The following is a 24,696-nucleotide window of genomic DNA, read 5'->3' on the forward strand; positions in this document are numbered from 1 at the left end:
TTCGTCCTCAACGCAGCTTCAAGGTGGCGAGGCCGATCAGCACCAGGATCACGGTGATGATCCAGAAGCGCACGATCACGCGCGGCTCCGGCCAGCCTTTCAGTTCGAAATGGTGATGGATCGGCGCCATGCGGAAGACGCGGCGTCCGGTCAGCTTGAAGGAAGCGACCTGGATCATCACCGAGAGGGTTTCCATGACGAACACCCCACCCATGATGAACAGCACGATTTCCTGGCGCACGATCACCGCGATGGTGCCCAGCGCGGCGCCCAGCGCCAACGCGCCGACGTCGCCCATGAAGACCTGCGCCGGATAGGTGTTGAACCAGAGGAAGCCGAGGCCGGCGCCGACCAGCGCGGCGCAGAACACGATCAGCTCGCCGGCGCCCGGTACGTTGGGAATCAACAGGTACTCGGCGAACTTCACGTTGCCCGACAGGTAGCAGAAGATGCCCAGCGCGCCGGCAACCATTACCGTCGGCATGATCGCCAGGCCGTCGAGACCGTCGGTGAGGTTCACTGCATTGCTCGAACCGACGATGACGAAGTAAGTCAGGACCACGAAGAAGATGCCCAACTGGATCTCGACGCTCTTCAGCATCGGCACGATCAGGGTGGTCTCGATCGGGGTTTCGGCAGTCATGTAGAGGAACACGGCGGCGCCGATGCCGAACACCGACTGCCAGAAGTACTTCCAGCGGCTCGGCAGGCCACGGGAGTTCTTCTCGATCACCTTGCGGTAGTCGTCCACCCAGCCGATGGCACCGAACAGCAGGGTAACGACCAGCACTACCCACACGTAGCGGTTGGAAAGATCCGCCCACAGCAGCGTGCTGATGGCTATGGCGGTAAGGATCAGGGCGCCGCCCATGGTCGGGGTGCCCTTCTTCGACAGGTGCGACTGCGGACCGTCGTTGCGCACGGCCTGGCCGATCTGGCGGATCTGCAAGGTACGGATCATCCAGGGCCCCAGCCACAGCGACAGCGACAGCGCGGTGAGCACGCTGAGAATGCCGCGCAGGGTCAGGTACTGGAAGACGCCGAAGCCCTTGTAGAACTGTTGCAGGTATTCGGCCAGCAGCAGGAGCATTAGTGACTCTCCTCGGAGGAACCGCACAGCGCCGCGACGACTTTGTCCATCGCCGCACTGCGGGAACCCTTGATCAAAATGGTGGTTGTCGGTTGTTCGGTGGCCAGCGCCCCGATCAGGCTGGCCTGGTCGGCGAAGTGCCGGCCCGTGGCGCCGAACGCCTGTACGGCGTGGGCCATCAGCGGTCCGACCGCATAGAGCGCGGACACCTTGCCAGCGGCGTAGGCGCCCACCTCGCGGTGGGCCTGCTCGGCCCAGGAACCGAGTTCGCCCATGTCTCCGAGGACCAGGACGGTGCGCCCGGAAAAGCCGCTCAGTATATCAATCGCCGCCAGCATTGACGCGGGGTTGGCGTTGTAGCTGTCGTCTATCACACGCAGCCCGCTGGCGGTCAGTTGCGCTACCGCGCGGCCCTTGACCGGCTGCAGCGCCTGCAGCCCGGCGACGATCCCACCCAGCGGTACGCCCAGTGCATGGGCGGCAGCGGCGGCAGCCAGGGCATTGGCGACATTGTGCCGCCCCAGCAGGTTGAGCTGGACCTGCGCTTCACCCGCTACGCCCTGCAGCCTGAAGCCCATGCAGCCGCGCGCATCGCGCTGCAGATCGGCGGCGCGGAAATCGGCCTGGGGCCGGTCGAGGGAGAAAGTCAGCAACGGACGGCCGCTGGCACGGGCCTTCCAGGTGTCGAAGGCCTTGTCGTCCAGGTTCAGCACGGCGGTGCCGTCGGCGGCCAGCCCTTCGAGTATCTCGCCCTTCGCCTCGACGATCTTCTCCGGTCCGCCGAACTCGCCGACATGGGCGGTTCCGGCATTGGTGATGATCGCCACGTGCGGGCGGGTCAGCTCAACCGTGTAGGCGATCTCGCCGATGCGCGAGGCGCCCAGTTCGATCACTGCGCTACGGTGCTGCGGCGCCAGTTGCAGCAGGGTCAGCGGTACGCCGAGGTCGTTGTTCAGATTGCCACGGGTAGCCAGCACCGACTCGGCATCGCCGGCCTGGGTACGCAGGATGCTGGCGAGCATCTCCTTGACCGTGGTCTTGCCGCTGGAGCCCGTCATGGCCGCCAGCGGGCCGGTGAACTTGCGCCGGTTCAGCGCGCCCAGTCGCCCCAGGGCCGCACGGGTATCGCGCACCAGCAATTGCGGCAGGGGCGCGTCGGCGACTTCGCGCTCCACCAGCGCAGCCACCGCGCCCTTGGCGGCAACCTCGGCGAGATAGTCGTGGCCGTCGAAACGCGGCCCACTCAGGGCAATGAACAGTTGGCCGGGCCCGATGGCGCGACTGTCGGTGGAAACCGCCGAAAAGACGGCGTCCTCGCCGATCAGGCGGGCGTCCAGCGCGACCGTCAACTGGCTGAGGCGAAGAGGCTCAAGCATGCGGCACCTCCCAGGCGGCCAGGGCGCGCTCGGCCTGCTCGATGTCGGAGAACGGATGGCGTACGCCGTCGATCTCCTGATAATCCTCGTGACCCTTGCCAGCCAGGAGCACCACGTCATCCACCGCAGCGGAAGCGATCAGATGGGCGATCGCCTCACCGCGCGACGGCAGGAAGGTAACCTTGTCAGCGGCAGCGAAGCCTTTGCGGATATCGGCGATGATCGCCGCACTGGCCTCGGTGCGCGGGTTGTCGTCGGTGACCAGCACCCCATCCGCCAGGCGTTCGGCGATCGCAGCCATCAGCGGACGCTTGCCGGCATCGCGATCGCCACCGCAGCCGAACAGGCACAGCAGGCGCGCGGCCGCGTGCGGACGCAGGGCCTCCAGGACTTTTTCCAGGGCGTCGGGAGTATGCGCGTAGTCCACCACCACCAGCGGCTTGTCGCCGCCTCCCAGGCGCTGCATGCGGCCGACCGGCCCCTGCAGTTGCGGCAAGGTGCGGAGGATATCGCCCAGGGGATAACCCAGGCCAAGCAACGCACCGACCGCCGCCAGCAGGTTGCTCAGGTTGAAGCGGCCGAGCAACGGGCTGCGCAGCAGGCCCTCGCCGTGCGGAGTGACCAGCGCCGCCTCGATGCCGGCGTCGCCGAAGCGCGCTTCGCGGCAATAGAGGAACGCCGAGCTGTCGGTGAGGCTGTAGGTGATCAGCTCCGAGTCCTGCTCCTCGCCGGCCAGTCGACGGCCGAAATCGTCGTCCAGGTTGATCACCCGGCAGCGCAGGCCCGGCCAGGCGAACAGCTTGGCCTTGGCGGCGGCATAGGCTTCCATCGAACCGTGATAGTCGAGGTGGTCGCGGGACAGATTGGTGAACACCGCGATATCGAAACCGAGCGCCGCCACGCGGCCCTGGTCGAGGCCGTGGGAAGACACTTCCATCGCTACCGCGCGGGCGCCAGCCTGCTTCAGCGTGGCCAGCGTGGCCTGCACCGCGAGCGGGTCCGGCGTGGTGTGCCGGCCGCTCTCCAGGGCGCCGTAGAAACCGGTGCCGAGGGTGCCGACGATGCCGCAGCGCTCGCCGAGCAGATCCAGGGCCTGGGCCACCAGTTGGCTGACGCTGGTCTTGCCGTTGGTGCCGGTGACGCCGATCAGGTCCAGCCCGCGGCTCGGCTCGCCGTAGAAACGCCCGGCGACCGCCGACAGTTGCGCGGCCAGCCCCTTCACCGCGATCAGCGGCGCATCGCTGGGCGGCAACTCTCCGGCGCCTTCCGCCTCGTAAGCCACGGCAGCCGCGCCCTTGGCCAGGGCATCGGCGATGTGCGCACGACCATCCTGGCGCCCGCCCGGCACCGCCAGGAACAGGTCGCCCGGACGAACGCCGCGGCTATCCAGGGTCAGCTCGCGGATCAGCAGATCGCGCTCGGCCTGGGGAAACAGTTGGTTCAGGCTCATAGGCATCAGCCACGCCCTCCTTTTGCGGGCGCAGCATTGACCTGCTGCTGTTCGGTGGCCGTCGGCAGGTTATCCGGCGGCACGTTCATCAGGCGCAGCGCGCCAGCCATGACCTTGCTGAACACCGGCGCCGACACCAGGCCGCCGAAGTAGCCCGCCTTGCTCGGCTCGTCGATCACCACGACCATCGCGATGCGCGGATCGGTGGCCGGGGCGAAACCGGCGAACAGCGAGCGATAGGCGTTTTCCCGGTAGCCCTTGGTGCCGACCGAGACCTTGCGCGCGGTCCCGCTCTTGCCGGCGGCGTGGTAACCCGGCACCTGGGCGCGGAACACCCCGCCCTGGGCCTCGACCACTTGTTGCAGCATGCCCTGCACGGTGGAAGCCACTTCAGGCGAGATCACCTGCACGCCATCCGGCACGCGGTCGACTCGGGTCATGCTCAGCGGCACGCTCTTGCCGTCGTTGGCCAGGGCCGCATAGGCATGCGCCAACTGGATCGCGGTTACCGAGAGACCGTAGCCGTAGGCTAGGGTCGCGGTTTCCGCCTTCGGCCACTTGCGGTGGTTGGGCAGGTTGCCGACGCGCTCGCCGGGGAAGCCCAACCCCGTGTCCTGCCCAAGGCCGACCTGTTGCATGACCGAGTAGATGGATTCGGCGCCGATGTCGAAGGCGATCTTGCTGATGCCGACGTTGCTCGACTTGATCAGGATGCCGGTGAGATCGAGTTGCCGCGAATTGCGCGATACGTCGCGAATGGTGTAGCGGCCGATCTGCAGGGTGCCCGGGTAGACGTCGACGATATCGCTGGGTTTCCAGCGCCCGCTGGCCAGCGCCGCGCTCATCGAGAACGGCTTGACCGTCGAGCCCGGCTCGAACACGTCGATCATCGCCCGGTTGCGCATGGCCGCCGGCTGCAGGTTACGACGATTGTTCGGGTTGTAGGTGGGCTGGTTGGTCATGGCCAGGATCTCCCCGGTCTTCACGTCCATGATCACCAAGCTGCCGGCCTTGGCGCCGTTTTCCAGCAGAGCGTTGCGCAGTTCGCGATGAGCCAGGTACTGCAGGCGCAGGTCGATGGACAGCGCAAGGGTCTTGCCCGGTTTGGCATTCTTGGTGACCTGCACGTCCTTGATCACGCGGCCACGGCGATCCTTGAGCACCTGGCGCTTGCCCGGCACGCCGGCCAGCCATTCGTCGAAAGCCAGCTCGATACCTTCGCGACCGCGGTCGTCGACATCGGTAAAGCCGACCGCATGGGCCACCACTTCGCCAGCCGGGTAGAAACGCCGAAACTCCTCGATGGAGTACACGCCGGGCACCTTCAGGGCGATCACGCCTTCGCCCTGCTCCGGGGTCAGCCCACGGACCAGATAGATGAACTCGCGCTCGGCGTTCTGCTCGATGCGGTCGGCGAACAGCTTGGTATCCTGCCCGAGCGCCGCCGCCAGTTGCGGCCAGCGTTCCTTGGCGGTCATCAGCTCCTTGGGGTTGGCCCACAGGGTGGTGACCGGGGTGCTCACCGCCAGCGGTTCGCCGTTGCGGTCAGTGATCAGGCCCCGGTGCGCAGGGATGGCGATATGCCGCACGCTACGCGCGTCGCCCTGGCCCTTGAGGAAGTCATGGTCGATCACGTGCAGGTCGACGATTCGCCAGACGATGGCGCCGACCATCGCCAGCAGCAGGCCGACGATCACGCAGAACCGCCATGGGTAGAGGGCGCCCTGGAAATAATTCAGTTTCATGGCGCCACCATCCTGACCTCGGCCGGGTCGGGAACGCGCATGCGCAACTGTTCCACCGCCAGGCTTTCGATGCGGCTATGGGCGGTCCAGGTGCTCTGCTCGAGAATCAACCGGCCCCACTCGGCCTGCGCCTTGTCGCGCACGCTCAGCTCGGAATACAGCGAGTTGAGCAGTTGCCGGTTCCAGTAGGTGCTGTAGGCCACGGCAATCGCCGAGAGCAGCAGACCTATATAAAGCAGCAACATGAGAAAGCTGCCGGTAGGCAGGCGCTTGACGAAGAGACGGCTCATCTCAGCTTCTCCGCCACGCGCATGACCGCGCTGCGCGAGCGCGGGTTGGCCTTGAGTTCTTCTTCCGAAGCGTACTGCGGCTTGCCCAGCAGCTTCAGGCGCGGCTCGAAGACCTTGGAACGGATCGGCAGGTCGCGCGGCAAGTTGTCCGCCTCGCCCTTGGCGTGCTTGCGCATGAACAGCTTGACGATGCGGTCTTCCAGGGAATGGAAACTGATCACCACCAGCCGGCCGCCGACGGCCAGCGATTCGAGCGCGGCGTCAAGGCCACGCTCGAGATCGCCCAGCTCATTGTTCACATGGATGCGCAGGCCCTGGAATGCGCGGGTCGCCGGATTCTTGCCCTTCTCCCAGGCGGGGTTGGCAACCGTGATCACTTCGGCGAGATCGGCAGTTCGTTCGAACGGCCGCTCCTGGCGGCGCTGCACGATGGCGCGAGCCATCCGCTTGGCGAAGCGCTCTTCGCCATATTCCTTGAAAACCCGGGCGATTTCCTCTTCGGCGGCATTGGCGATGAACTCCGCTGCGCTGATGCCCTGGCCGGGATTCATGCGCATGTCCAGCGGACCATCGTTGAGGAAGCTGAAGCCGCGCTCGGGATCGTCGAGTTGCGGCGACGACACGCCAAGGTCGAGCAGGACGCCATCGACCCGCCCTTCGAGACCGCGTGCGCGCACCTCATCGCCCAGTTCGGCGAACGAGCGCTGCACAATGACGAAGCGGCCGTCTTCGGCCGCCAATGCTTTTCCTGTCTGGATGGCCTGGGGATCTTTGTCGAATCCGAGCAGGCGTCCCCCGGCGCCCAGTTTCTCGAGCAAGGCTCGACTATGGCCCCCTCTTCCGAAGGTACCGTCCAGATAGCAGCCGTCCTCCCGCGGGGCCAGTGCGGAAACGGCCTCCTCGAGCAGAACGGTGATATGGCGGTAGGTGGCATTCATAGTCAAAGGATCAGGTCGCGTAGTTCGTCCGGCAGCCCACCGGGTTGTTTGATTGCCGCCAGGTCGGCTTCAGCCATGGCGTTCCAGGCATCCTCATCCCACAACTGAAACTTGTTCAGTTGCCCCACCAGCATCGCCCGCTTGTCCAGCTTGGCGTACTCGCGCAGGCGCGGCGGAATCAGGAAACGCCCGTTTCCGTCCAGTTCCAGATCGACGGCATTACCGATCAGCAGCCGCTGCAGGCGCCGCGTTTCTTCTCGCAAAGAAGGCAGCTCGCGCAGCTTGGCTTCGATCAGTTCCCATTCGGGCAAGGGGTAAACGGTGAGGCAGGGGTCGACTGCGTCGATAGTGACAATGAGCTGGCCGGCACAACGCGAAACGAGCTCGTCACGATACCGACTCGGCATCGCGAGGCGCCCTTTGGCGTCGAGACTTATGGCATTAGCTCCGCGAAACACGTCAGCGCTTCCCCTGTGGTTGGCTTTCCATGCCAATTGATCCCACTTTTACCCACTTCATACCACTTCTGCACACTATAGAAATCCACACTCCCCACCGTCAAGGCGCGTCAGAAGTGAAAAATCCTTACAGGACGGAGATTTAGCGTGCTTTTGGAAGGTTGCGGAGCGCTTTTAGAAGTAAAAGAGATGACAAAACACAATAAGTCCAAAGTCTTAGCCTTCGAACTTAAAGTGATTTATCAAGAGTTGCGGCTTTTCGCTTTTGCGACGGACGGATAAAACCGGGAAAAAGCGAAGAGAGTGGGAAGAAGTGGGAGAGTCGATCTATAAGCCGGGTTCTGTCGAGGACAGCCATTCCTCTGGGACGCACATCACTGTACGCCTCAAGCGACCTACCCGAATCCAACGCGGGCCGCGCCAATGGATTCCTATTTGGTCTTGCTCCGAGTGGGGTTTACCTAGCCACGCACTGTTGCCAGCCGTGCGGTGCGCTCTTACCGCACCTTTTCACCCTTACCGGCGCTGTTGCGCTTAGGCGGTTATTTTCTGTGGCACTTTCCGTAGGCTCGCGCCTCCCAGGCGTTACCTGGCACTCTGCCCTATGGAGCCCGGACTTTCCTCCACCGCGCTATTGCGCGACAGCGACTGTCCAATCGACTCTCCGCCGACAAGGTTAGCGGGAGCAGGCGCGAAGAACAAGCTCAACTCTTCCCTTGGCGTTGCAAAGCCTGTTGATACAAAAGGTTTTTTCGCACCCCGGTAATTTCCGCCGCCAGCGCCGCGGCTTTCTTCAACGGCAGCTCGGCAAGCAGCAGGTCGAGCACCCTGAGCGCCTCCGCACCGATCGACTCCTCGCCTTCCGGCGCCTGCCACCCCGCCACCAGCACAACGCACTCGCCGCGCTGCTGGTTGCTGTCCGACGCGACCCAATCGTGCAGTTCGGCCAACGGCAGGCTGCGAATGGTCTCGAAGGTCTTGCTCAGCTCCCGCGCCAGCACCGCACGGCGCTCCCCGCCGAACACGTCGCGCATGTCCGCCAGGCTTTCCAGCAGACGATGGGGCGCCTCGTAGAAAATCAGCGTGCGCGGCTCTTCCTGTACCGCCTGGAGGCGGCTGCGTCGTCCCGCAGCCTTGGCGGGCAGGAAACCTTCGAAGATGAACCGGTCCGACGGCAATCCCGCCGCCGACAGCGCCGCGATCAGCGCGCAGGAGCCCGGCACCGGGACCACCCGGATACCCAGCGCCTGTGCCTGGCGCACCAGGTGGAAGCCGGGATCGGAAATCAGCGGGGTACCGGCGTCCGAGATCAGCGCGACGTCCTCCCCACCCTGCAGCCGGGAGATGAAGCGCCCGCCCTCCTCGCGCTCGTTGTGCTCGTGGCAGGCCGCCAATGGCGTCTCGATGCCGAAGTGCTGGAACAGCCGGATCGAATGGCGGGTATCCTCCGCAGCCACCAGGGCCACCTCCCGCAGCACCCGCAGGGCGCGCGGGCTGATGTCGTCGAGATTGCCGATCGGGGTCGCCACTACGAACAGAGTGCCTGCTGACACGAAAATACCTCGGGAGCTATCTGAAAAGGCGGCATTGTATCGCGATTCAGGGTGCCGCCATCGCACCCGAGGCGGGCCTCCGGTACAATCGGCGACTCTTCGTGAATGCGCCATGAGAAGCCCTATATGATCGCTTGCCTGCGTCCGCTTTCTGCTCTGATCCTGGCCGGTCTGCTGACCGCCTGCGCGACCTCGTCCAATTCCGGACTGGGCGAACTTCCCCGTACGCCGAATGCCAGCATCGAGCAGTTGTTGCAACAGGCCAGCCAGAGCAAGCCCGAGGAAGCGGCGCTGCTGCGCCTCTCGGCAGCGGACCTTGCCTACCAGCAGAAGGACCTCGCCAGGTCCACCGCCATCCTGGGACAGATTCCGCTGGAAAGCCTGAAGCCGGCCCAGCAGGTCTTCGCCAGCACCCTGAACGCCGAACTGGCCCTCGCCCGCAGCAAGCCCAAGGCCGCCCTGCAGGCATTGCAGCATCCGAGCATGCAGCATCTCAGCGAACTGCCGGTGACCCAGCAGGTTCGTACCCAGCGCGCCAAGGCCCAGGCCCTCGCCGCCGACGGCCAGGTCCTTGCCGCAGCCAAGGAGCGCATCTACTTCGCACCGCTGCTCGAGGGCCCGGCGGTGATCGAGAACCAGGAAAAGATCTGGACCCTGGTCAGCAGCCTGCCGGTCGACCAGTTGCAACCGAGCGCCAACGAAGGCGACCTCAGCGGCTGGCTGACCCTGGCACGCATCACCAAGACCTCGCCGACCCTGCAGCAACAGCAGGCCAGCATCGAGAGCTGGCAACAGCAGAACCCCGAGCACCCGGCGGCCAAGCACTTGCCGGCGGCGCTGGAGAAACTCAAGTCGCTGTCCCAGCAGCCGCTGACCCGCATCGCCCTCCTGCTACCCCAGCAGGGGCAGTTGGCCAACGTCGCCAGGGCCCTGCAGGACGGCTTCCTCGCCGCCCACTTCCAGGCCCAGCAGGCCGGCCAGAATCCTCCTTCGATCAAGCTCTACGACAGTACCCAGGTGCGCTCGCTAGATGACTTCTACCGCCAGGCCCAGGCCGATGGCGTCGAACTGGTCGTCGGTCCACTGGAGAAGCCGCTGGTCAAGCAACTCGCTAGCCGCGAGCAACTGCCGATCACCACCCTCGCACTCAACTACAGCGACAACAGCCAGGAAGGCCCGGCGCAGCTGTTCCAGTTCGGCCTCGCCGCCGAGGACGAAGCGCGCGCGGTGGCCAGCCGGGCCTGGGGCGACGGCATGCGCCGGGCCGTGGCGCTGGTGCCGCGCGGCGAATGGGGCGACCGCGTGTTGGCCGCCTTCAGCCAGAGCTGGCAGTCCGCGGGCGGCAGCCTGATCGCCGCCGAGCATGTCGACCAGCCGGTACAACTGGCGCAACAGATCGCCGACCTGCTGCAACTGCGCCAGAGCGAAGGCCGCGCCCAGCGCCTGCAGGGCGCCCTCGGCAGCCAGATCGCCACCCAGCCGTCGCGCCGCCAGGACATCGACTTCGTGTTCCTCGCCGCCACCCCGCAGCAGGCCCGCCAGATCAAGCCGACCCTGGCCTTCCAGTACGCCGGCGACCTTCCGGTCTACGCCACTTCGCACCTCTACACCGGGACCAACAACCCGACCCAGGACCAGGATCTCAACGGCATCCGCTTCTGCGAGACCCCGTGGCTGCTCAACCCCAGCGACCCGACCCGCCAGCAGGTCGCCGCCCAATGGCCCCAGGCCAACGGCAGCATGGGCCGCCTCTACGCCATGGGCGTCGACGCCTACCGCCTCGCTCCGCGTCTGCCTGAACTGAAGGCCGTGCCGAGCCTGCAGATCGACGGCCTGACCGGTACCCTGAGTCTGAATCCGACCCAACGTATCGAACGCCAGTTGCAATGGGCCGAGTTCCGCAATGGCCAGGTCCAGCCGCTGGGGACCAGCAGCTTTTGACCGATAGGGAAAGCTCCCGGGACAAGGGGCGCCAGGCCGAGGAACTGGCCTGCGCCCATCTACGGCGACAGGGCCTTGCCACACTTGGCAAGAATTGGACCTGTCGCCGCGGAGAGCTCGATCTGGTCATGCTCGACGGCGATACAGTAGTATTCGTCGAAGTCCGCTCCCGCCGGCATCGCGCCTGGGGCGGAGCCCTGGAGAGCATCGACGCGCGCAAGCGGCAGCGCCTGATTCTCTCCGCCGAACTTTTTCTGCAACAGGAGGCGCGCTGGGCCAAACGCCCCTGTCGCTTCGATGTGGTCACCGTCGATACCAGCGACGGACAATCACCACCGCGACTGGACTGGATTCAGAACGCATTCGACGCCTGATCAGCCGCCCCACCGAAGGTCATTACCGATGGACATGCAACACCGTATCCGCCAGCTCTTCCAGGCCAGCATCGAGACCAAGCAGCAGGCGCTGGAAGTACTGCCTCCCTATATCGAGCAAGCCAGCCTGGTGATGGTCAATGCGCTGCTCAACGAGGGCAAGATCCTCTCCTGCGGCAATGGCGGCTCGGCCGGCGATGCCCAGCACTTCTCCTCCGAACTGCTCAACCGCTTCGAGCGCGAACGTCCGAGCCTGCCGGCCGTGGCCCTGACCACCGACAGCTCGACCATCACCTCGATCGCCAACGACTACAGCTACAACGAAGTCTTCTCCAAGCAGATCCGCGCCCTGGGCCAGCCGGGCGACGTCCTGCTGGCGATTTCCACCAGCGGCAATTCGGCCAACGTGATCCAGGCCATCCAGGCGGCCCACGACCGCGAGATGCTGGTGGTCGCCCTGACCGGCCGCGACGGTGGCGGCATGGCTTCGCTGCTGCTGCCGGAAGACGTGGAGATCCGCGTTCCTTCCAAGATCACCGCACGCATCCAGGAAGTCCACCTGCTGGCCATCCACTGCCTCTGCGACCTGATCGACCGCCAACTGTTCGGGAGTGAAGAATGAGCCGTACCGCCTTCGTCGCCGCCACCCTGGCCCTGAGCCTGGCCCTGGGAGGCTGCAGCAGTTTCCTCAGCGCCACCCGGGACAAACCGATCGACGACGATCGCGGGACCCGAACCATCGGCAGCAAGATCGACGACTCGCTGATCGAGACCAAGGCCGCGGTGAACATCGCCAAGGCCGATCCGGCCCTGGACAAGGACTCTCACATCGTCGTGGTCAGCTACAACGGCATCGTTCTGATCGCCGGCCAGACCCCGCGCGCCGACCTCAAGAGCAAGGCCGAACAGGCCGCGCGCACGGTGCAGAAGGTCAAGAACGTGCATAACGAACTGCAGGTGTCCTCGCCCTCCTCCCTGCTCGCCCGCAACAACGACGCCTGGATCACCACCAAGCTGAAGACCCAGATGCTCAGCGATCCCAACGTGCCCTCGTCGCGGATCAAGGTGGTCACCGAGAACGGCATCGTCTACATGATGGGCCTGGTCAACCAGCAGGAAGCCGCCCAGGCTGTCCGCGTCGCCCAGGGCGTCGACGGGGTGCAGAAGATCGTCAAGCTGTTCGAATACATAAACTGAAGAACAGCGAACGAAAAAAAGGCGATCCTTCGATCGCCTTTTTCATTGCTCGCCGTTTACTTGACCACCTTCAGGGATGGCCTGCCACTGGGACGCGGCGGCTCATCGGACGGTCCGCCATCGTCATCGCCCGGCTCGTCGTCCACCGGACCCGGCTGCTCCAGATCGAAGACCATGCCCTGTCCGTTTTCCCGGGCGTAGATGGCCATTACCGCCAGCGCTGGAATGTACAGGCTCTGCGCCACGCCGCCGAAACGCCCCTCGAAGCTGACCGCCTCGTTGTCCATGTGCAGATGCCGCACGGCAGAGGGCGAGACATTGAGCACGATCTGCCCATCGCTGGCATAACCCGGAGGCACCTTTACCCCGGCGAACTCTGCGTTCACCAGGATATGTGGCGTGCAATCGTTGTCGACGATCCATTCATAGAGCGCGCGGACCAGATAGGGACGGCTGGAATTCATCTTCATGTTCCTTAACGCATATCTCGTTCAACGGAAGACAGGCTGGCCCGGAAGCTTTCCCGGGCGAATCCGCGCTCCATGTAGTCGAGCAACGGCTTGGCCTGCCGCGGCAACTCGATGCCCAGCAACGGCAGACGCCAGAGGATCGGCAACAGGCAGCAATCCACCAGGCTGAAATCCTCGCTGAGGAAATATGCCTTGTCGGCGAACAGCGGGGAAACCCCGGTCAGGCTCTCGCGCAACTCCTTGCGCGCCTGGACCCGCTCGGCCTCCTTGCTGCGCGCATCCAGGATCCGGTCCACCAGGGAACACCAGTCCCGCTGGATACGATGGATCAACAGGCGGCTGTTGGCACGCTTCACCGGATAATCGGGCAGCAGCGGCGGATGCGGATAGCGTTCGTCGAGGTATTCCATGACCACCGTCGGCTCGTACAGCGCCAGGTCGCGATCGACCAGGGTCGGTACGCTGCCGTAGGGGTTGACCTCCGCCAGCATCGGCGGACAGCGGCCCGCCTCGATATCGATCACCTCTACCGCCACGTTCTTCTCGGCCAGGACCAGGCGGATGCGATGGCAGTAATGATCGGCAGGGTCGGAATAGCAGGTCAGCTTGTTGATTGAAGCCATGGAGCCCTCCTCGCAGGTCGACTTGTGGGAGGTGAAAAGACGCGCGCGCCCCGGAGGGCGCGCGCTTCGAAGACCAACGTGCGGGTTAGTGCACGTCCTTCCAGTACTCGCGCTTGAGGAGATAGGCGAATACGAAGAAGAAGGCCAGGTAGAGCAGGACGTAGGTACCGATACGCTCGGAGGCCAGCTTGTTCGGGTTGGCCGAATAGGCCAGGAAGGTCACCAGGTTCTTGACCTTCTCGTCGAACTGGGCTTCGTTCAGCTCGCCGGTCTTCGGCACCACGGTCAACTGGTCACAAGCTTCGTGAGTCAGCGGGGTACCGGTCAACGGATCGAACTGCTTCTTGCCATCCTCGACCACCTGTACCTGCTTGCAGCCGATCACCTGGCGTCCCTGCAGGGGCGCCAGGACGTTCGGCATGCCGACGTTGGGGAAGATCACGTTGTTCACGCCCCACGGACGCTTGGGATCCTCGTAGAACGAGCGCAGGTAGCTGTACAGCCAGTCGGTGCCGCGTACGCGGGCAACCAGGGTCAGATCCGGCGGAGCGGCGCCGAACCAGGTCTTGGCGTCGGCCGGCTTCATGCCGATGTCCATGTGGTCGCCGATCTTGGCGCCGGTGAACACCAGCTTCTCCATCATCAGATCGGCAGGAATGCCCAGGTCGGTGGCGACACGCTCGTAACGCTGGAACTTGGCGCTATGGCAGCCCATGCAGTAGTTGGCGAAGGTACGCGCGCCATCCTGCATGGCCGCCTTGTCGGTCAGGTCGATATCGACATGATCCAGTTGCGGCCCATGGCCGCCAGCGGCGAAACCCAGGACTGGCAGTACCGCCAGAATCAGTGCAGCGAATTGCTTTTTCATCAGCCAGTCACCCTTTCCGGAACCGGTTTGGTCTTCTCCATCCGGGTGTAGAACGGCATCAGGATGAAGAAGGCGAAATACAGGACGGTGCAAACGCGCGACAGGGTAGTACCCAGCGGGCTCGGAGCCTGGGCGCCGTAGTAGCCGAGGATCACGAAGGACACCGCGAAGATCACCAGCCACAGCTTGCTCAGCCAGCCCTTGTAGCGGATCGAGCGAACCGGGCTGCGATCCAGCCACGGCAGGACGAACAGCACAGCGATCGCCGCACCCATCGCCACCACGCCCATCAGCTTGTCCGGAACCGCGCGGAGGATCGCGTAGAACGGGGTGAAGTACCAGACCGGAGCGATGTGCTCGGGGGTCTTGAACTGGTTGGCCATCTCGAAGTTGGGCTTCTCGAGGAAGTAGCCGCCCATTTCCGGGAAGAAGAAGATCACGGTGCAGAAGATGAACAGGAACACCACCACGCCGACGATGTCCTTCACGGTGTAGTACGGATGGAACGCGATGCCGTCCAGCGGTACGCCGTTCTCGTCCTTCTTCTTCTTGATGTCAACGCCGTCCGGGTTGTTCGAACCGACTTCGTGCAGCGCCAGGATGTGCAGCACGACCAGGCCGAGCAGGACGATCGGCAGGGCGATCACATGCAAGGCGAAGAAGCGGTTCAGGGTGATGCCGGAGATCAGGAAGTCACCGCGGATCCACTGGGCCAGGTCTTCGCCGACCACCGGAATCGCGCCGAACAGGGAAATGATCACCTGGGCGCCCCAGTAGGACATCTGACCCCAAGGCAGCAGGTAGCCCATGAAGGCCTCGGCCATCAGCGCCAGGTAGATCAGCATGCCGAAGATCCACACCAGCTCGCGCGGCTTCTGATAGGAGCCGTAGAGCAGGCCGCGGAACATGTGCAGGTAGACCACGATGAAGAACGCCGATGCACCGGTGGAGTGCATGTAGCGAATGATCCAGCCGTAGTCGACATCGCGCATGATGTATTCGACGGAAGCGAACGCCTCTTCGGCCGACGGCGTGAAGCTCATGGTCAGCCAGATGCCGGTGAGGATCTGGTTGACCAGCACCAGCAGCGCCAGGGAGCCGAAGAAATACCAGAAGTTGAAGTTCTTCGGTGCGTAGTACTTGCTCAGATGGTCTTCCCACATCTTGGTCGCGGGAAAACGCGCATCGACCCAAGCCATGAACTTGTTCATCAGGCTTTCTCCTGGTCCACGCCGATGGTGATGACGTCGTCAGCATCGAACGTATAAGGCGGAATCGGCAGGTTCAGCGGCGCTGGCTGGCCTTTGTAGACACGACCGGCGAGGTCGTAGTGGGAGCCGTGGCAAGGGCAGAAGTAGCCGCCCTTCCAGTCCGGACCGAGGTCGGCGGGGGCGACTTCGGGACGGAAGGTCGGCGAGCAGCCCAAGTGGGTGCAGATGCCGACGATCACCGCCAGTTCCGGCTTGATCGAGCGAAGCTTGGGATCGACGTACTCCGGCTGCTCCGAGGCCTTGGAGTCCGGGTCGGCCAGTTGTCCTTCGAGGCTCGGCAGGGCGTCCAGCATCTCCTTCGTGCGGTGCACGATGAATACAGGCTTGCCGCGCCATTCAGCGATGATCTGCTGACCTGGATCGATCTTGCCCACGTTCACCTGCACCGGCGCGCCAGCAGCCTTGGCTTTGGCACTGGGGAACCATGACCCTACGAACGGGACCGCAGCACCCACCGCTCCCGCCGCGCCAACCACAGAGGTGGCCGCGACGAGGAAGCGACGCCGGCCTGCATTCACGCCGTCATTACTCATTCAGTCGTCTCCCATCAGCTTCAGACCTGTTCTAATCAGGCCTTTAAGTAAAAATTCGAGCCGCGCAAAAAATTCGCCAAATGGTAAAGAAAACCCCCTTTGATGACAAGGTAATAGCCTGACACAAAACGCCCGAAACCCTTGTAGGGCGCGCCCTTCGGCCATGCGACACCTTGCCGCAGAGTTAAAGCGTAGACATAAAAAAACGCCCAGCTCCGAAGAGGTGGGCGTTTTTCAGCAAGCGTCGAATTAACGCTTGGAGTACTGCGGACGCTTACGCGCTTTACGCAGACCGACTTTCTTACGCTCGACTTCACGGGCATCGCGAGTCACGTAGCCGGCCTTGCGCAGCGAGCTACGCAGGGTTTCGTCGTACTCGATCAGGGCACGGGTGATGCCGTGACGGATCGCACCGGCCTGACCGCTTACGCCACCGCCAACGACGGTAACGAAGATGTCGAACTTCTCGACGGTCTCGGTCAGCTCGAGCGGCTGACGCACGACCATGCGAGCGGTTTCACGACCGAAGAACTGATCGAGACCACGGTTGTTGATGGAAATCTTGCCAGTACCCGGACGCAGGAAGACGCGAGCGGTAGCGGTCTTACGACGGCCAGTGCCGTAATTTTGAGTCGCCGACATAATGAGCTATCCCGTTAAATCTTCAGTTCTTGGGGCTGCTGAGCGGTGTGCGGGTGGCTGGCACCCTTGTACACCTTCAGCTTGCGATACATATCGCGACCCAGAGGGTTCTTCGGCAGCATGCCTTTTACAGCGGTCTCGATGACGCGCTCAGGGGCCTTGGCGATCAGCTTCTCGAAGTTGATCGACTTGATGCCGCCCGGGAAGCCGGAGTGGTGGTAGTACATCTTGTCGGTGGTCTTGGCACCGGTCACACGCACCTGCTCGGCGTTGATGACGACGATGTAGTCGCCGGTGTCAACGTGCGGAGTGTACTCAGGCTTGTGCTTGCCACGCAGGCGGCGGGCAATTTCGGTCGCCAGACGACCCAGGGTCTGGCCGGCAGCGTCGACGACGAACCAGTCGCGCTGTACAGTTTCCGGTTTCGCGGTATAGGTTTTCATTCGTTATAGCCTCAGGGGCCGCCTGAAAATAAGACGGCGAATCTTACTGGACAGTGGTTGCCTTGACAAGTCAAGGACAGCCGAAAACAGACACGAATTGGGGCTCGGGTCGGTGTGCGTCCGTAACGACTAGATACATCGATCGGCAGGCTTGGCATCCCCCACCGATGAAAGGCTGCGGAATTATGCAGATTTCGCCAGAATTTACAACCGCATTAACCACTTAATTTCACGAGGACACCCGCATGGAGTATCGCCCGCTCGGCCGCACCGATCTGAAAGTCAGCGCCCTCTGCCTCGGCACCATGACCTGGGGCGAGCAGAACAGCGAGCAGGACGCCTTCGCCCAGATCGCCAGGGCCAAGGCCGCCGGGATCAATTTCATGGATACCGCCGAAATGTATCCGGTGCCGCCCCGCGCCGAGACCTACGCCAGCACCGAGCGCATCATCGGCAACTGGTTCCGCCGCAGCAGCGACCGCGCCGACTGGATCCTCGCCAGCAAGATCGCCGGCCCCGGCAACGGCATCAGCCATGTGCGCGACGGCAACCTCAAGTTCAACCGCCAGCACATCGTCGCCGCCCTCGATGCCAGCCTGGAGCGCCTGCAGACAGACTGGCTGGACCTCTACCAGTTGCACTGGCCGGAGCGGCGGACCAACTTCTTCGGCCAGCTCGGCTACCAGCACCAGGAAGAGAGCTTCACACCGCTGGAGGAAACCCTGGAAGTGCTCGACGAGCAGGTGCGCGCCGGCAAGATCCGCCACATCGGCCTGTCCAACGAGACGCCCTGGGGCACCATGACCTTCCTCAGGCTCGCCGAGGAGCGCGGCTGGCCGCGCGCGGTATCGATCCAGAACCCCTACAACCTGCTCAACCGCAGCTTCGAGGTGGGCCTGGCGGAAATCGCCATCCGCGAGCAGTGCGGCCTGCTGGCCTACTCGCCGATGGCCTTCGGCATGCTTTCCGGCAAGTACGCGGACGGCGCCCGCCCGGCCAACGCGCGCATCAGTCTGTACAGCCGCTTCACCCGCTACACCAACCCGCAGGCGGAAGCGGCCTGCGCGCGCTACGTAGCGCTGGCCCGCGAACATGGAATGGAACCGGCGCAGATGGCACTGGCCTACGTCACCTCGCGGCCGTTCGTGACCAGCAACATCATCGGCGCCACCTCGCTGGAACAGCTGGAAACCAATCTCGGCAGCGTCGACCTGAGGCTGGACGAGGAATTGCTCGCCGGTATCGATGCAATCCACCGGGAGCAACCGAACCCGGCTCCCTGAGCCTCCAGGGGCCTGGCGCTGCCGCGGGTTCGGCGGACAACCGCGCGATGCGGTCGTCCGCCCCTCCCGGTGACCAGGCGCGCCTCACAGGGCCCGCGCGATGATCTCCTTCATGATCTCGTTGGTACCGGCGTAGATCCGCTGCACCCGGGCATCGGCCCAGGCCCGCGCCACCGGATATTCCCACATGAAGCCGTAGCCGCCGTGCAACTGCACGCATTCGTCGAGCACCTTGCATTGCAGGTCCGTCGTCCAGTACTTGCACATGGCGGCGGTGGGTACGTCCAGCTTGCCCTGGAGATGCTGCTCCATACAGCGATCGACGAAGACCCGGCCGACCTGGATCTCGGTAGCCATCTCGGCAAGCTTGAAGCGGGTATTCTGGAAGTCCGCCACCGACTTGCCGAACGCCTTGCGCTCGCGAGTGTAGTCGAGCGTCCATTGCAGGGCCGCCTCGGCCGACGCCAGCGCGCCGATACCGACGGTCAGGCGCTCCTGCGGCAGCTCCTGCATCAGGTAGATGAATCCCTGGCCGTCCTTGCCGAGCAGGTTCTCCCGGGGAATCCGCACATCCTGGAAGAACAGCTCGGAGGTGTCCTGGGCCTTCATCCCGACCTTCTCCAGGCGCTTGCCCTTGCTGAAGCCCGGCGTACCCGCCTCGACCACGAACAGGCTTATGCCCTTGGCGCCAGCCTTCGGATCGGTCTTCGCCACCACGATCACCAGGTCGGCGAGGAAGCCGTTGGTGATGAAGGTCTTCGAGCCATTGATGACGTACTCGTCGCCATCCAGTACCGCAGTGGTCTTCACCCCTTGCAGGTCGGAACCGGCCCCCGGCTCGGTCATGGCGATGGCCGCGACCATCTCGCCGGATACCAGCTTCGGCAGGTACTTGCGCTTCAGCGCCTCGCTGCCGTAGTGGAGGATGTAGGGTGCAGCGATGTCCGAATGCAGGGAGAAACCGATCCCGGTCAGGCCGGCCCGACCGATCTCTTCGATGACCACGGCGCTGTAGAGGAAGTCCGCGCCCATCCCGCCATACTCTTCCGGCAGGTGCGAACAGAGCATTCCGGCCTCGCCGGCCTTGTTCCAGAGCGCGCGGTCGACATGCCCATCCTTTTCCCATTGGTGATGGAAAGGCACGGCTTCCTGTTCGAGGAACTTGCGCACGCTGTCGCGAAACAGTTCGTGGTCGGAGCTGAACAGGGTTCTCGGTATCATCGTGGTCACCTGGAAACGGTCTGGGATCGGGTTGGCTGCACGCGGCAGGTCTTCGACTGTAGGGAAATGCCCTGACCGACGCACTGGACAGTTGCGCCAAAAAATAAGACGATCCAGCCGCCTTTTGACCGCTTTCCCTTACTCACAACAACGATAAAAATCCATGCGCGCTCAATCCGCTCCGGTGCTGAAACATGTCGGCATCGTCGCCATCGACGGCGTCTTCGCCTCGACCCTGATGCAGGCCAAGGACTTCTTCCACATGGCCAGCCTGCGCCACGGCAAGCAGCAGGGCCTCGGTCTCCAGCCGGCCTTCCGCACCCGCATCCTCAGCCCCGACGGCCAGCCGGTACGCAGCTTCAGCGGCGACAGCATCGCCGTCGACGGTCCCCTCGCCGCCTGCGATATCGTGGTCCTGCCCGCCTTCTGGGGCGATTTCGACGCGCTCGAACGGCGCTATCCGCAAATCGTTCCCTGGTTGCGCCGCAGCCATGCCGAGGGAACCGCCCTCTGCGGCGAGGCGACCGGGGTTTTCTGGCTGGCCCAGGCAGGCCTGCTGGATGGCAAGGAAGCGACCACCTACTGGCGCTTCTATCGGGAATTCGCCGAACGCTTCCCGAACGTGCTGCTCAACCAGGAGAAGCACCTGACCGATGCCGACGACCTGTTCTGTGCCAGCGGCGTCACCTCCGCCTGCGACCTCTACATCTATCTGATCGAGCGTTTCTGCGGCGGATCGGTGGCCCAGGCGGTGGCCCGGGATACCCTCTACGAAGTACAGCGCAGCTACACCCCAGGGCGTATCGGCTTCGGCGGACAGAAGCTGCACCATGACCCGACGATCCTGCAGATCCAGCAATGGCTGGAAGACCACTTCGCCGACAAGTTCCGTTTCGAGGACGTCGCCCGCGACCACGGCATGAGCATCCGCAACTTCATGCGGCGCTTCCAGGCCGCTACCGGCGACAAGCCGCTGCACTACCTGCAGCGACTGCGGATCGAGACCGCCAAGGGCATGCTCTCGAGCACGCGCAAGAGCATCAAGACGATCAGCTACGAGGTCGGCTACGACGACGCCAGCTTCTTCGCCCGCCTGTTCCGCCAGCACACCGAACTCTCTCCCCACCATTACCGTCGCCAGTTCATGCAGAAGGAAAGCTGAGCCGGACATCGCCGGGCCTGCCCGAACGGCATCGGCGCCGGCGCTTTCCCTACAGAACCTAGGATAGGTAGCCAGGTCGGCCTTCGCGGGTTCTCATGAATCCGCAGGCCCGCCGCAGACGCGGGCGTTCCGAACAACGACAAGAACGGACCTTTGCCATGCGCCTTTATCTGCTCGCCTTCCTGGCCCTCTTCGGTATGAATGCTATGGCCGCCGACAACTGGAAAGCCTTCCCCTACGACCAGAGCGCCTATGACTATCCAGGCGACAAGTTGAAGGAAGCCTGGCCGCGCCTGACCCGCGGCTTCGGCGACTATCCCTATCCGGACGCCGACTGGGTGGTGAACATGGCGACCGCCCATCCGGATGCCCTGGAAAAGACCGTGAAGGCCGGCACCGGCTTCACCGGCAAGCCGGAAGAGGCCGCACAATATGCGGCGCGCCTGCAGGATGTCTGGCGCCTTCTGTTCCGCGGCGACTACGCCAAGGCCAAGGAGCAGGGACTGGCCCTGGGAGTCGGCGGCCAGGTACCGGCGATGTTCGCCCAGGTGCTCTACGCCATGTTCCTGGCTCCCGGCCAGGCGGAGAAACAGCGCCTGCTCGAAGAGGTCATCGACTACACCAATCAGGCCGGCCCGCTGGTCAAGGCCGATATCGTCGCCCAGTTCGGCAGCGTCTACGCCAAGGCGCGCCTGGCCGAGGAGCTATCGGTACCGGTAGTGCTCAAGCGCGGCTATACCAGCGAAATCCCCAAGGAACTGGACGCCCTCCTGGCCAGGCAACCCAACCAGCCGTTCGCCCTGGCGCTCTACGGCGGCTACGAGGCGGGAGTGATCCGCAAGGTCGGCAAGCTGGTCGGCAAGATGACCTACGGGGTCAGCGCCGACAAGATGGAACAGTACTTCGCCCGCTCCTTCCGCCAGGCCAACGACCTGCCGATCGGCCACTACGAGTACGCCAACGCGCTGACCTACGTATACGGCGACGACGAGCGGGAGAAGGCCATCGCCCAACTGAAGCAGGCCGTGGCGATCAAGCCGATCAACGCCATGGAAGCCCTCGAAGTGGCCCATGCGAAGAAGCTCCTCGCCGGCTTCGAGCAGAACACCGCGCAACGCTGAAACGCCGCGCGTCCATGAAAAAAGGGGTTGCCATCGGCAACCCCTTTCTCGTTTCCGCCCCGGATCAGGGCCGGTGCGGACGCGTCAGGTATTCGTGGGACTGCATTTCCAGCAGACGACTGAGGGTGCGCTGGAATTCGAACTCCAGCCGGCCGCCGCTGTAGAGATCCTTTAGCTCGACCTCGGCGGAGATGATCAGCTTGACGCTGCGGTCGTAGAACTCATCCACCAGGTTGATGAAACGCCGCGCCATGTCGTCCTTGGTGACGCCCATCTGCTCGACGTTGGAGATCAGCACGGCGTGGAAAATCTTCGCCAGCTCGATGTAGTCGTTCTGGCTGCGCGGGCCGTCGCACAGCTCGCGGAATTCGAACCAGGCCACGTCGTCGCAGGTCAGGCGCGCGCGGATCTCGCGGTTCTCGATCATCAGCGCCTCGTCGCGCTGGGCCTTGGCACAGTCCGGGGTCAGGGCCTTGAAGCTGCGCGCCATCTCCTCCTCGACCTGTTCGCTGAGCGGCCAGTGGAACAGCTCGGCCTGCTCCAGCGCGCGCAGGCGATAGTCGACGCCGCTATCGACGTTGACGATCTCGGTATGCTCCTTGAGCAGGGCGATCGCCGGCAGGAAACGGGCGCGTTGCAGGCCGTCCTTGTACAGGCCGTCCGGCACGATGTTGGAGGTCGCCACCAGGCTCACGCCGTTCTTGAACAGCTCTTCCAGCAGGGTGGCGAGGATCATCGCGTCGGTGATGTCGGAGACGAAGAACTCGTCGAAACAGATCACCCGCGCCTCGTCGGCGAAGCGCTTGCCGATGATGGTCAGCGGGTTCTTCTCGCCCTTGAGGGTCTTCAGTTCTTCGTGCACCCGCTTCATGAAGCGGTGGAAGTGCGTGCGCACCTTCTGCTCGAACGGCAGCGACTCGAAGAAAGTGTCCACCAGGTAGGTCTTGCCACGGCCGACGCCGCCCCAGAAATACAGGCCCTTCACCGGCCCGCCGGACTTCCTGCCGAGCAGCTTGCCGAACAGGCCGGGCTTGGCGTGGTCGGCGGCGACCAGGTCATCGTAGAGGCGTTGCAGATGCTTCACGGCATTGGCCTGTGCGGCATCGTGGAAGAAATCGGGGCGTTGGAGATCGGCCTGGTAGCGCTCAAGGGGCGTCATGATCGGTAGCAATGCAACGAAAACGGGGCCGTCACTTTAGCGACGACCCCGTCTCTTGGCAATCGGCCATCCGTCGAGGATGTACCGGGGCTGCCTACTCCTGTGGTGCCAGCGCTTCGCGGGTGCGCTCGATGGCGGCGTCACGGGCGGCGGCGTCGGCGAAGGCCGGGCTCTGCGCCACCGCCTCGCCATCCAGCCACAGGCCAAAGGCATTGCCCTCGGCCCGCAGGTCGGCAGTCTCGCCAGCCAGCAGGCGCTTGCTCACCGCACCGGCGGCCTTGCCATCGGCGAAGGCGCGGGACAGCAGTAGCTGTTCGCCGGCGGCGTCCAGCAGGCGGAAGCGGAAGCTGCCGTCGTCGTCGCGGAAGCTGACCAGGCGCGCAGCCTTGGCGGCCTTCTTCTTGCCGCTCTCGGCACTTTTCAGCGGCTCGCGCAGGGAGCGCAGGCCGACTGCCTCGCGCAACTCGGCGATGAATGGGGTGGCGATGCGGCGCGCCTTGGCGGCGCCGGCGAGGAGAATGTCCTCGATATCGTCGGGCTTGGCGATCAGCGCCTGGTAACGCTCGCGAGCCTCGCCCAGTTCGTTGTCGAGCAACTGGAACAGGCGCTGCTTGGCTTCGCCCCAGGCCAGGCCGTCGAGCAGTTCCTGGCGGAACGCGGCGACCTGTTCGGCGCTGGCGAAGGCCGAGTAAAGAAGGAACAGGTGTGAACTGTCCGGGTCTTTCGGCTCGCCCGGCGCGCGCGAGTCGGTGACGATGCGTGCGATGGCGTCCTTGAGCTGCCTGGACGGGCTGAACAGCGGGATGGTGTTGTCGTAGCTCTTGGACATCTTGCGCCCGTCCAGGCCCGGCAGGGTGGCGACGTTTTCCTCGATCACCGCTTCGGGCAGGACGAAGAACTCGCGGCCGTTGCCGAACAGGTGGTTGAAACGCTGGCCAATGTCGCGGGCCATCTCCACGTGCTGCACCTGGTCGCGGCCAACCGGGATCTTGTGCGCGTTGAACATCAGGATGTCCGCGGCCATCAGCACCGGATAGCTGTAGAGGCCCATGGTCACGCCGGCGTCCGGGTCTTCGCCGGCCTCGACATTGCGGTCCACCGCGGCCTTGTAGGCATGCGCGCGGTTGAGCAGGCCCTTGGCACTGACGCAGGTGAGCAACCAGGTCAGCTCGGGAATCTCGGGGATGTCCGACTGCCGGTAGAAGGTCGCACGCTCGACGTCCAGGCCGCCGGCCAGCCAGGTCGCGGCGATTTCCAGGCGCGAGCGCTGGATACGAGCGGGATCGTCGCACTTGATCAAGGCGTGGTAGTCCGCCAGGAAGTAGAACGAATCCACGTCGCTCCGACGGCTGGCGAGGATCGCCGGGCGGATGGCGCCGGCGTAGTTGCCCAGGTGCGGAGTGCCGGTAGGAGTGATGCCGGTCAGGATACGAGTAGTCATGCGATACCAGATGTCAGGCAAAGAAAAGAATGGCGCGCCGGATGGTA

25 protein-coding genes and 1 other RNA gene are annotated in these 24,696 nt (G+C 64.1%); 7 read left to right on the forward strand and 19 right to left on the reverse strand.

The annotated features are described in order from the left end of the window. Positions 1-7: 7 nt before the first annotated feature. The 9 genes from mraY to rsmI form a co-directional block, all read right to left on the reverse strand. Positions 8-1,090, reverse strand: coding sequence for a phospho-N-acetylmuramoyl-pentapeptide-transferase (gene mraY / locus LJF27_RS13310; RefSeq protein ID WP_003094129.1), 1,083 nt, complete (start codon positions 1,088-1,090; stop codon positions 8-10). Beyond that, a complete protein-coding gene (locus LJF27_RS13315) occupies positions 1,090-2,466 on the reverse strand; it encodes a UDP-N-acetylmuramoyl-tripeptide--D-alanyl-D-alanine ligase (protein ID WP_004348012.1) in 1,377 nt (458 codons plus the stop codon). Before LJF27_RS13315 ends, mraY begins: the two co-directional genes overlap by 1 nt. Beyond that, on the reverse strand, positions 2,459-3,922 hold the full coding sequence (locus LJF27_RS13320) for a UDP-N-acetylmuramoyl-L-alanyl-D-glutamate--2,6-diaminopimelate ligase (RefSeq protein WP_003094133.1): 1,464 nt from the start codon (positions 3,920-3,922) through the stop codon (positions 2,459-2,461). Before LJF27_RS13320 ends, LJF27_RS13315 begins: the two co-directional genes overlap by 8 nt. Then, positions 3,922-5,661 carry a peptidoglycan D,D-transpeptidase FtsI gene (gene ftsI / locus LJF27_RS13325; protein ID WP_003094139.1) on the reverse strand — a complete coding sequence of 580 codons (1,740 nt, stop codon included), beginning with the start codon at positions 5,659-5,661 and terminating at the stop codon, positions 3,922-3,924. Before ftsI ends, LJF27_RS13320 begins: the two co-directional genes overlap by 1 nt. Then, complete coding sequence (gene ftsL / locus LJF27_RS13330) at positions 5,658-5,951, reverse strand: cell division protein FtsL (protein ID WP_003094142.1); 294 nt, start codon at positions 5,949-5,951, stop codon at positions 5,658-5,660. Before ftsL ends, ftsI begins: the two co-directional genes overlap by 4 nt. Beyond that, positions 5,948-6,889, reverse strand: a complete 942-nt coding sequence (gene rsmH, locus LJF27_RS13335; RefSeq protein ID WP_004348010.1) for a 16S rRNA (cytosine(1402)-N(4))-methyltransferase RsmH — start codon at positions 6,887-6,889, stop codon at positions 5,948-5,950. Before rsmH ends, ftsL begins: the two co-directional genes overlap by 4 nt. Before the next feature lie 2 nt (positions 6,890-6,891). After that, a complete protein-coding gene (mraZ, locus tag LJF27_RS13340) occupies positions 6,892-7,347 on the reverse strand; it encodes a division/cell wall cluster transcriptional repressor MraZ (protein WP_003103101.1) in 456 nt (151 codons plus the stop codon). Between the two features lie 314 nt (positions 7,348-7,661). Further along, positions 7,662-8,011: RNase P RNA component class A (gene rnpB, locus LJF27_RS13345), an RNA gene on the reverse strand. A 40-nt stretch (positions 8,012-8,051) separates the two neighbouring features. Beyond that, positions 8,052-8,900: a 16S rRNA (cytidine(1402)-2'-O)-methyltransferase gene (gene rsmI / locus LJF27_RS13350; RefSeq protein ID WP_003120901.1), complete on the reverse strand. Its 849-nt coding sequence runs from the start codon at positions 8,898-8,900 to the stop codon at positions 8,052-8,054. 126 nt (positions 8,901-9,026) lie between these two features. Between rsmI and LJF27_RS13355 the strand changes: the two genes are divergently transcribed. From LJF27_RS13355 to LJF27_RS13370, 4 genes are read left to right on the forward strand one after another with little or no spacing between them, the layout of a single operon-like run. Then, complete coding sequence (locus LJF27_RS13355) at positions 9,027-10,841, forward strand: penicillin-binding protein activator (protein WP_012614522.1); 1,815 nt, start codon at positions 9,027-9,029, stop codon at positions 10,839-10,841. Next, positions 10,838-11,215, forward strand: a complete 378-nt coding sequence (locus LJF27_RS13360) for a YraN family protein (protein ID WP_003110149.1) — start codon at positions 10,838-10,840, stop codon at positions 11,213-11,215. The genes LJF27_RS13355 and LJF27_RS13360 overlap by 4 nt, the downstream gene beginning before the upstream one ends. Positions 11,216-11,243: 28 nt before the next feature. Further along, the gene (locus LJF27_RS13365; RefSeq protein ID WP_003094149.1) at positions 11,244-11,837 is read left to right on the forward strand and encodes a phosphoheptose isomerase; all 594 of its coding nucleotides are present in this window, start codon (positions 11,244-11,246) and stop codon (positions 11,835-11,837) included. Then, on the forward strand, positions 11,834-12,412 hold the full coding sequence (locus LJF27_RS13370; RefSeq protein ID WP_023103498.1) for a BON domain-containing protein: 579 nt from the start codon (positions 11,834-11,836) through the stop codon (positions 12,410-12,412). The genes LJF27_RS13365 and LJF27_RS13370 overlap by 4 nt, the downstream gene beginning before the upstream one ends. A gap of 56 nt (positions 12,413-12,468) precedes the next feature. On the opposite strand, the gene LJF27_RS13375 is transcribed toward LJF27_RS13370, so the two are convergent. The 7 genes from LJF27_RS13375 to rplM all read right to left on the reverse strand — a co-directional run bounded on the left by LJF27_RS13375 (position 12,469) and on the right by rplM (position 17,262). After that, positions 12,469-12,876, reverse strand: coding sequence for a ClpXP protease specificity-enhancing factor (locus tag LJF27_RS13375; RefSeq protein WP_003094153.1), 408 nt, complete (start codon positions 12,874-12,876; stop codon positions 12,469-12,471). Positions 12,877-12,887: 11 nt separating this feature from the next. Further along, on the reverse strand, positions 12,888-13,505 hold the full coding sequence (locus tag LJF27_RS13380) for a glutathione S-transferase N-terminal domain-containing protein (protein ID WP_003094155.1): 618 nt from the start codon (positions 13,503-13,505) through the stop codon (positions 12,888-12,890). Positions 13,506-13,590: 85 nt separating this feature from the next. Then, positions 13,591-14,373, reverse strand: coding sequence for a cytochrome c1 (locus LJF27_RS13385; RefSeq protein WP_003094157.1), 783 nt, complete (start codon positions 14,371-14,373; stop codon positions 13,591-13,593). Beyond that, positions 14,373-15,584: a cytochrome b gene (locus tag LJF27_RS13390; protein ID WP_003094159.1), complete on the reverse strand. Its 1,212-nt coding sequence runs from the start codon at positions 15,582-15,584 to the stop codon at positions 14,373-14,375. The genes LJF27_RS13385 and LJF27_RS13390 overlap by 1 nt, the downstream gene beginning before the upstream one ends. Beyond that, positions 15,584-16,177 carry a ubiquinol-cytochrome c reductase iron-sulfur subunit gene (petA, locus tag LJF27_RS13395; RefSeq protein WP_003100631.1) on the reverse strand — a complete coding sequence of 198 codons (594 nt, stop codon included), beginning with the start codon at positions 16,175-16,177 and terminating at the stop codon, positions 15,584-15,586. Before petA ends, LJF27_RS13390 begins: the two co-directional genes overlap by 1 nt. Positions 16,178-16,426: 249 nt before the next feature. Then, positions 16,427-16,819 carry a 30S ribosomal protein S9 gene (gene rpsI, locus LJF27_RS13400; RefSeq protein WP_003098810.1) on the reverse strand — a complete coding sequence of 131 codons (393 nt, stop codon included), beginning with the start codon at positions 16,817-16,819 and terminating at the stop codon, positions 16,427-16,429. A gap of 14 nt (positions 16,820-16,833) precedes the next feature. Continuing rightward, on the reverse strand, positions 16,834-17,262 hold the full coding sequence (gene rplM, locus LJF27_RS13405) for a 50S ribosomal protein L13 (RefSeq protein ID WP_003094164.1): 429 nt from the start codon (positions 17,260-17,262) through the stop codon (positions 16,834-16,836). Between the two features lie 245 nt (positions 17,263-17,507). On the opposite strand from rplM, the gene LJF27_RS13410 reads away from it, so the two are divergent. Beyond that, on the forward strand, positions 17,508-18,545 hold the full coding sequence (locus tag LJF27_RS13410; RefSeq protein WP_003098813.1) for an NADP(H)-dependent aldo-keto reductase: 1,038 nt from the start codon (positions 17,508-17,510) through the stop codon (positions 18,543-18,545). 84 nt (positions 18,546-18,629) lie between these two features. Here the strand turns inward: LJF27_RS13410 and LJF27_RS13415 are convergent, their stop codons facing one another. After that, a complete protein-coding gene (locus LJF27_RS13415) occupies positions 18,630-19,775 on the reverse strand; it encodes an acyl-CoA dehydrogenase family protein (protein WP_003120905.1) in 1,146 nt (381 codons plus the stop codon). Positions 19,776-20,028: 253 nt separating this feature from the next. On the opposite strand from LJF27_RS13415, the gene LJF27_RS13420 reads away from it, so the two are divergent. Both LJF27_RS13420 and LJF27_RS13425 read left to right on the forward strand, forming a co-directional pair. Next, a complete protein-coding gene (locus LJF27_RS13420) occupies positions 20,029-20,928 on the forward strand; it encodes a GlxA family transcriptional regulator (RefSeq protein ID WP_003120906.1) in 900 nt (299 codons plus the stop codon). Positions 20,929-21,086: 158 nt separating this feature from the next. Beyond that, positions 21,087-22,049, forward strand: a complete 963-nt coding sequence (locus tag LJF27_RS13425) for a hypothetical protein (RefSeq protein WP_019726799.1) — start codon at positions 21,087-21,089, stop codon at positions 22,047-22,049. Between the two features lie 64 nt (positions 22,050-22,113). On the opposite strand, the gene zapE is transcribed toward LJF27_RS13425, so the two are convergent. Next, complete coding sequence (gene zapE / locus LJF27_RS13430; protein WP_003094297.1) at positions 22,114-23,208, reverse strand: cell division protein ZapE; 1,095 nt, start codon at positions 23,206-23,208, stop codon at positions 22,114-22,116. A gap of 94 nt (positions 23,209-23,302) precedes the next feature. Further along, positions 23,303-24,649 carry a tryptophan--tRNA ligase gene (locus LJF27_RS13435; RefSeq protein WP_003098821.1) on the reverse strand — a complete coding sequence of 449 codons (1,347 nt, stop codon included), beginning with the start codon at positions 24,647-24,649 and terminating at the stop codon, positions 23,303-23,305. Between the last annotated feature and the right edge of the window lie 47 nt (positions 24,650-24,696).

This window comes from Pseudomonas sp. 203-8, from assembly GCF_020708595.1.
Taxonomy (GTDB): domain Bacteria; phylum Pseudomonadota; class Gammaproteobacteria; order Pseudomonadales; family Pseudomonadaceae; genus Pseudomonas; species Pseudomonas aeruginosa.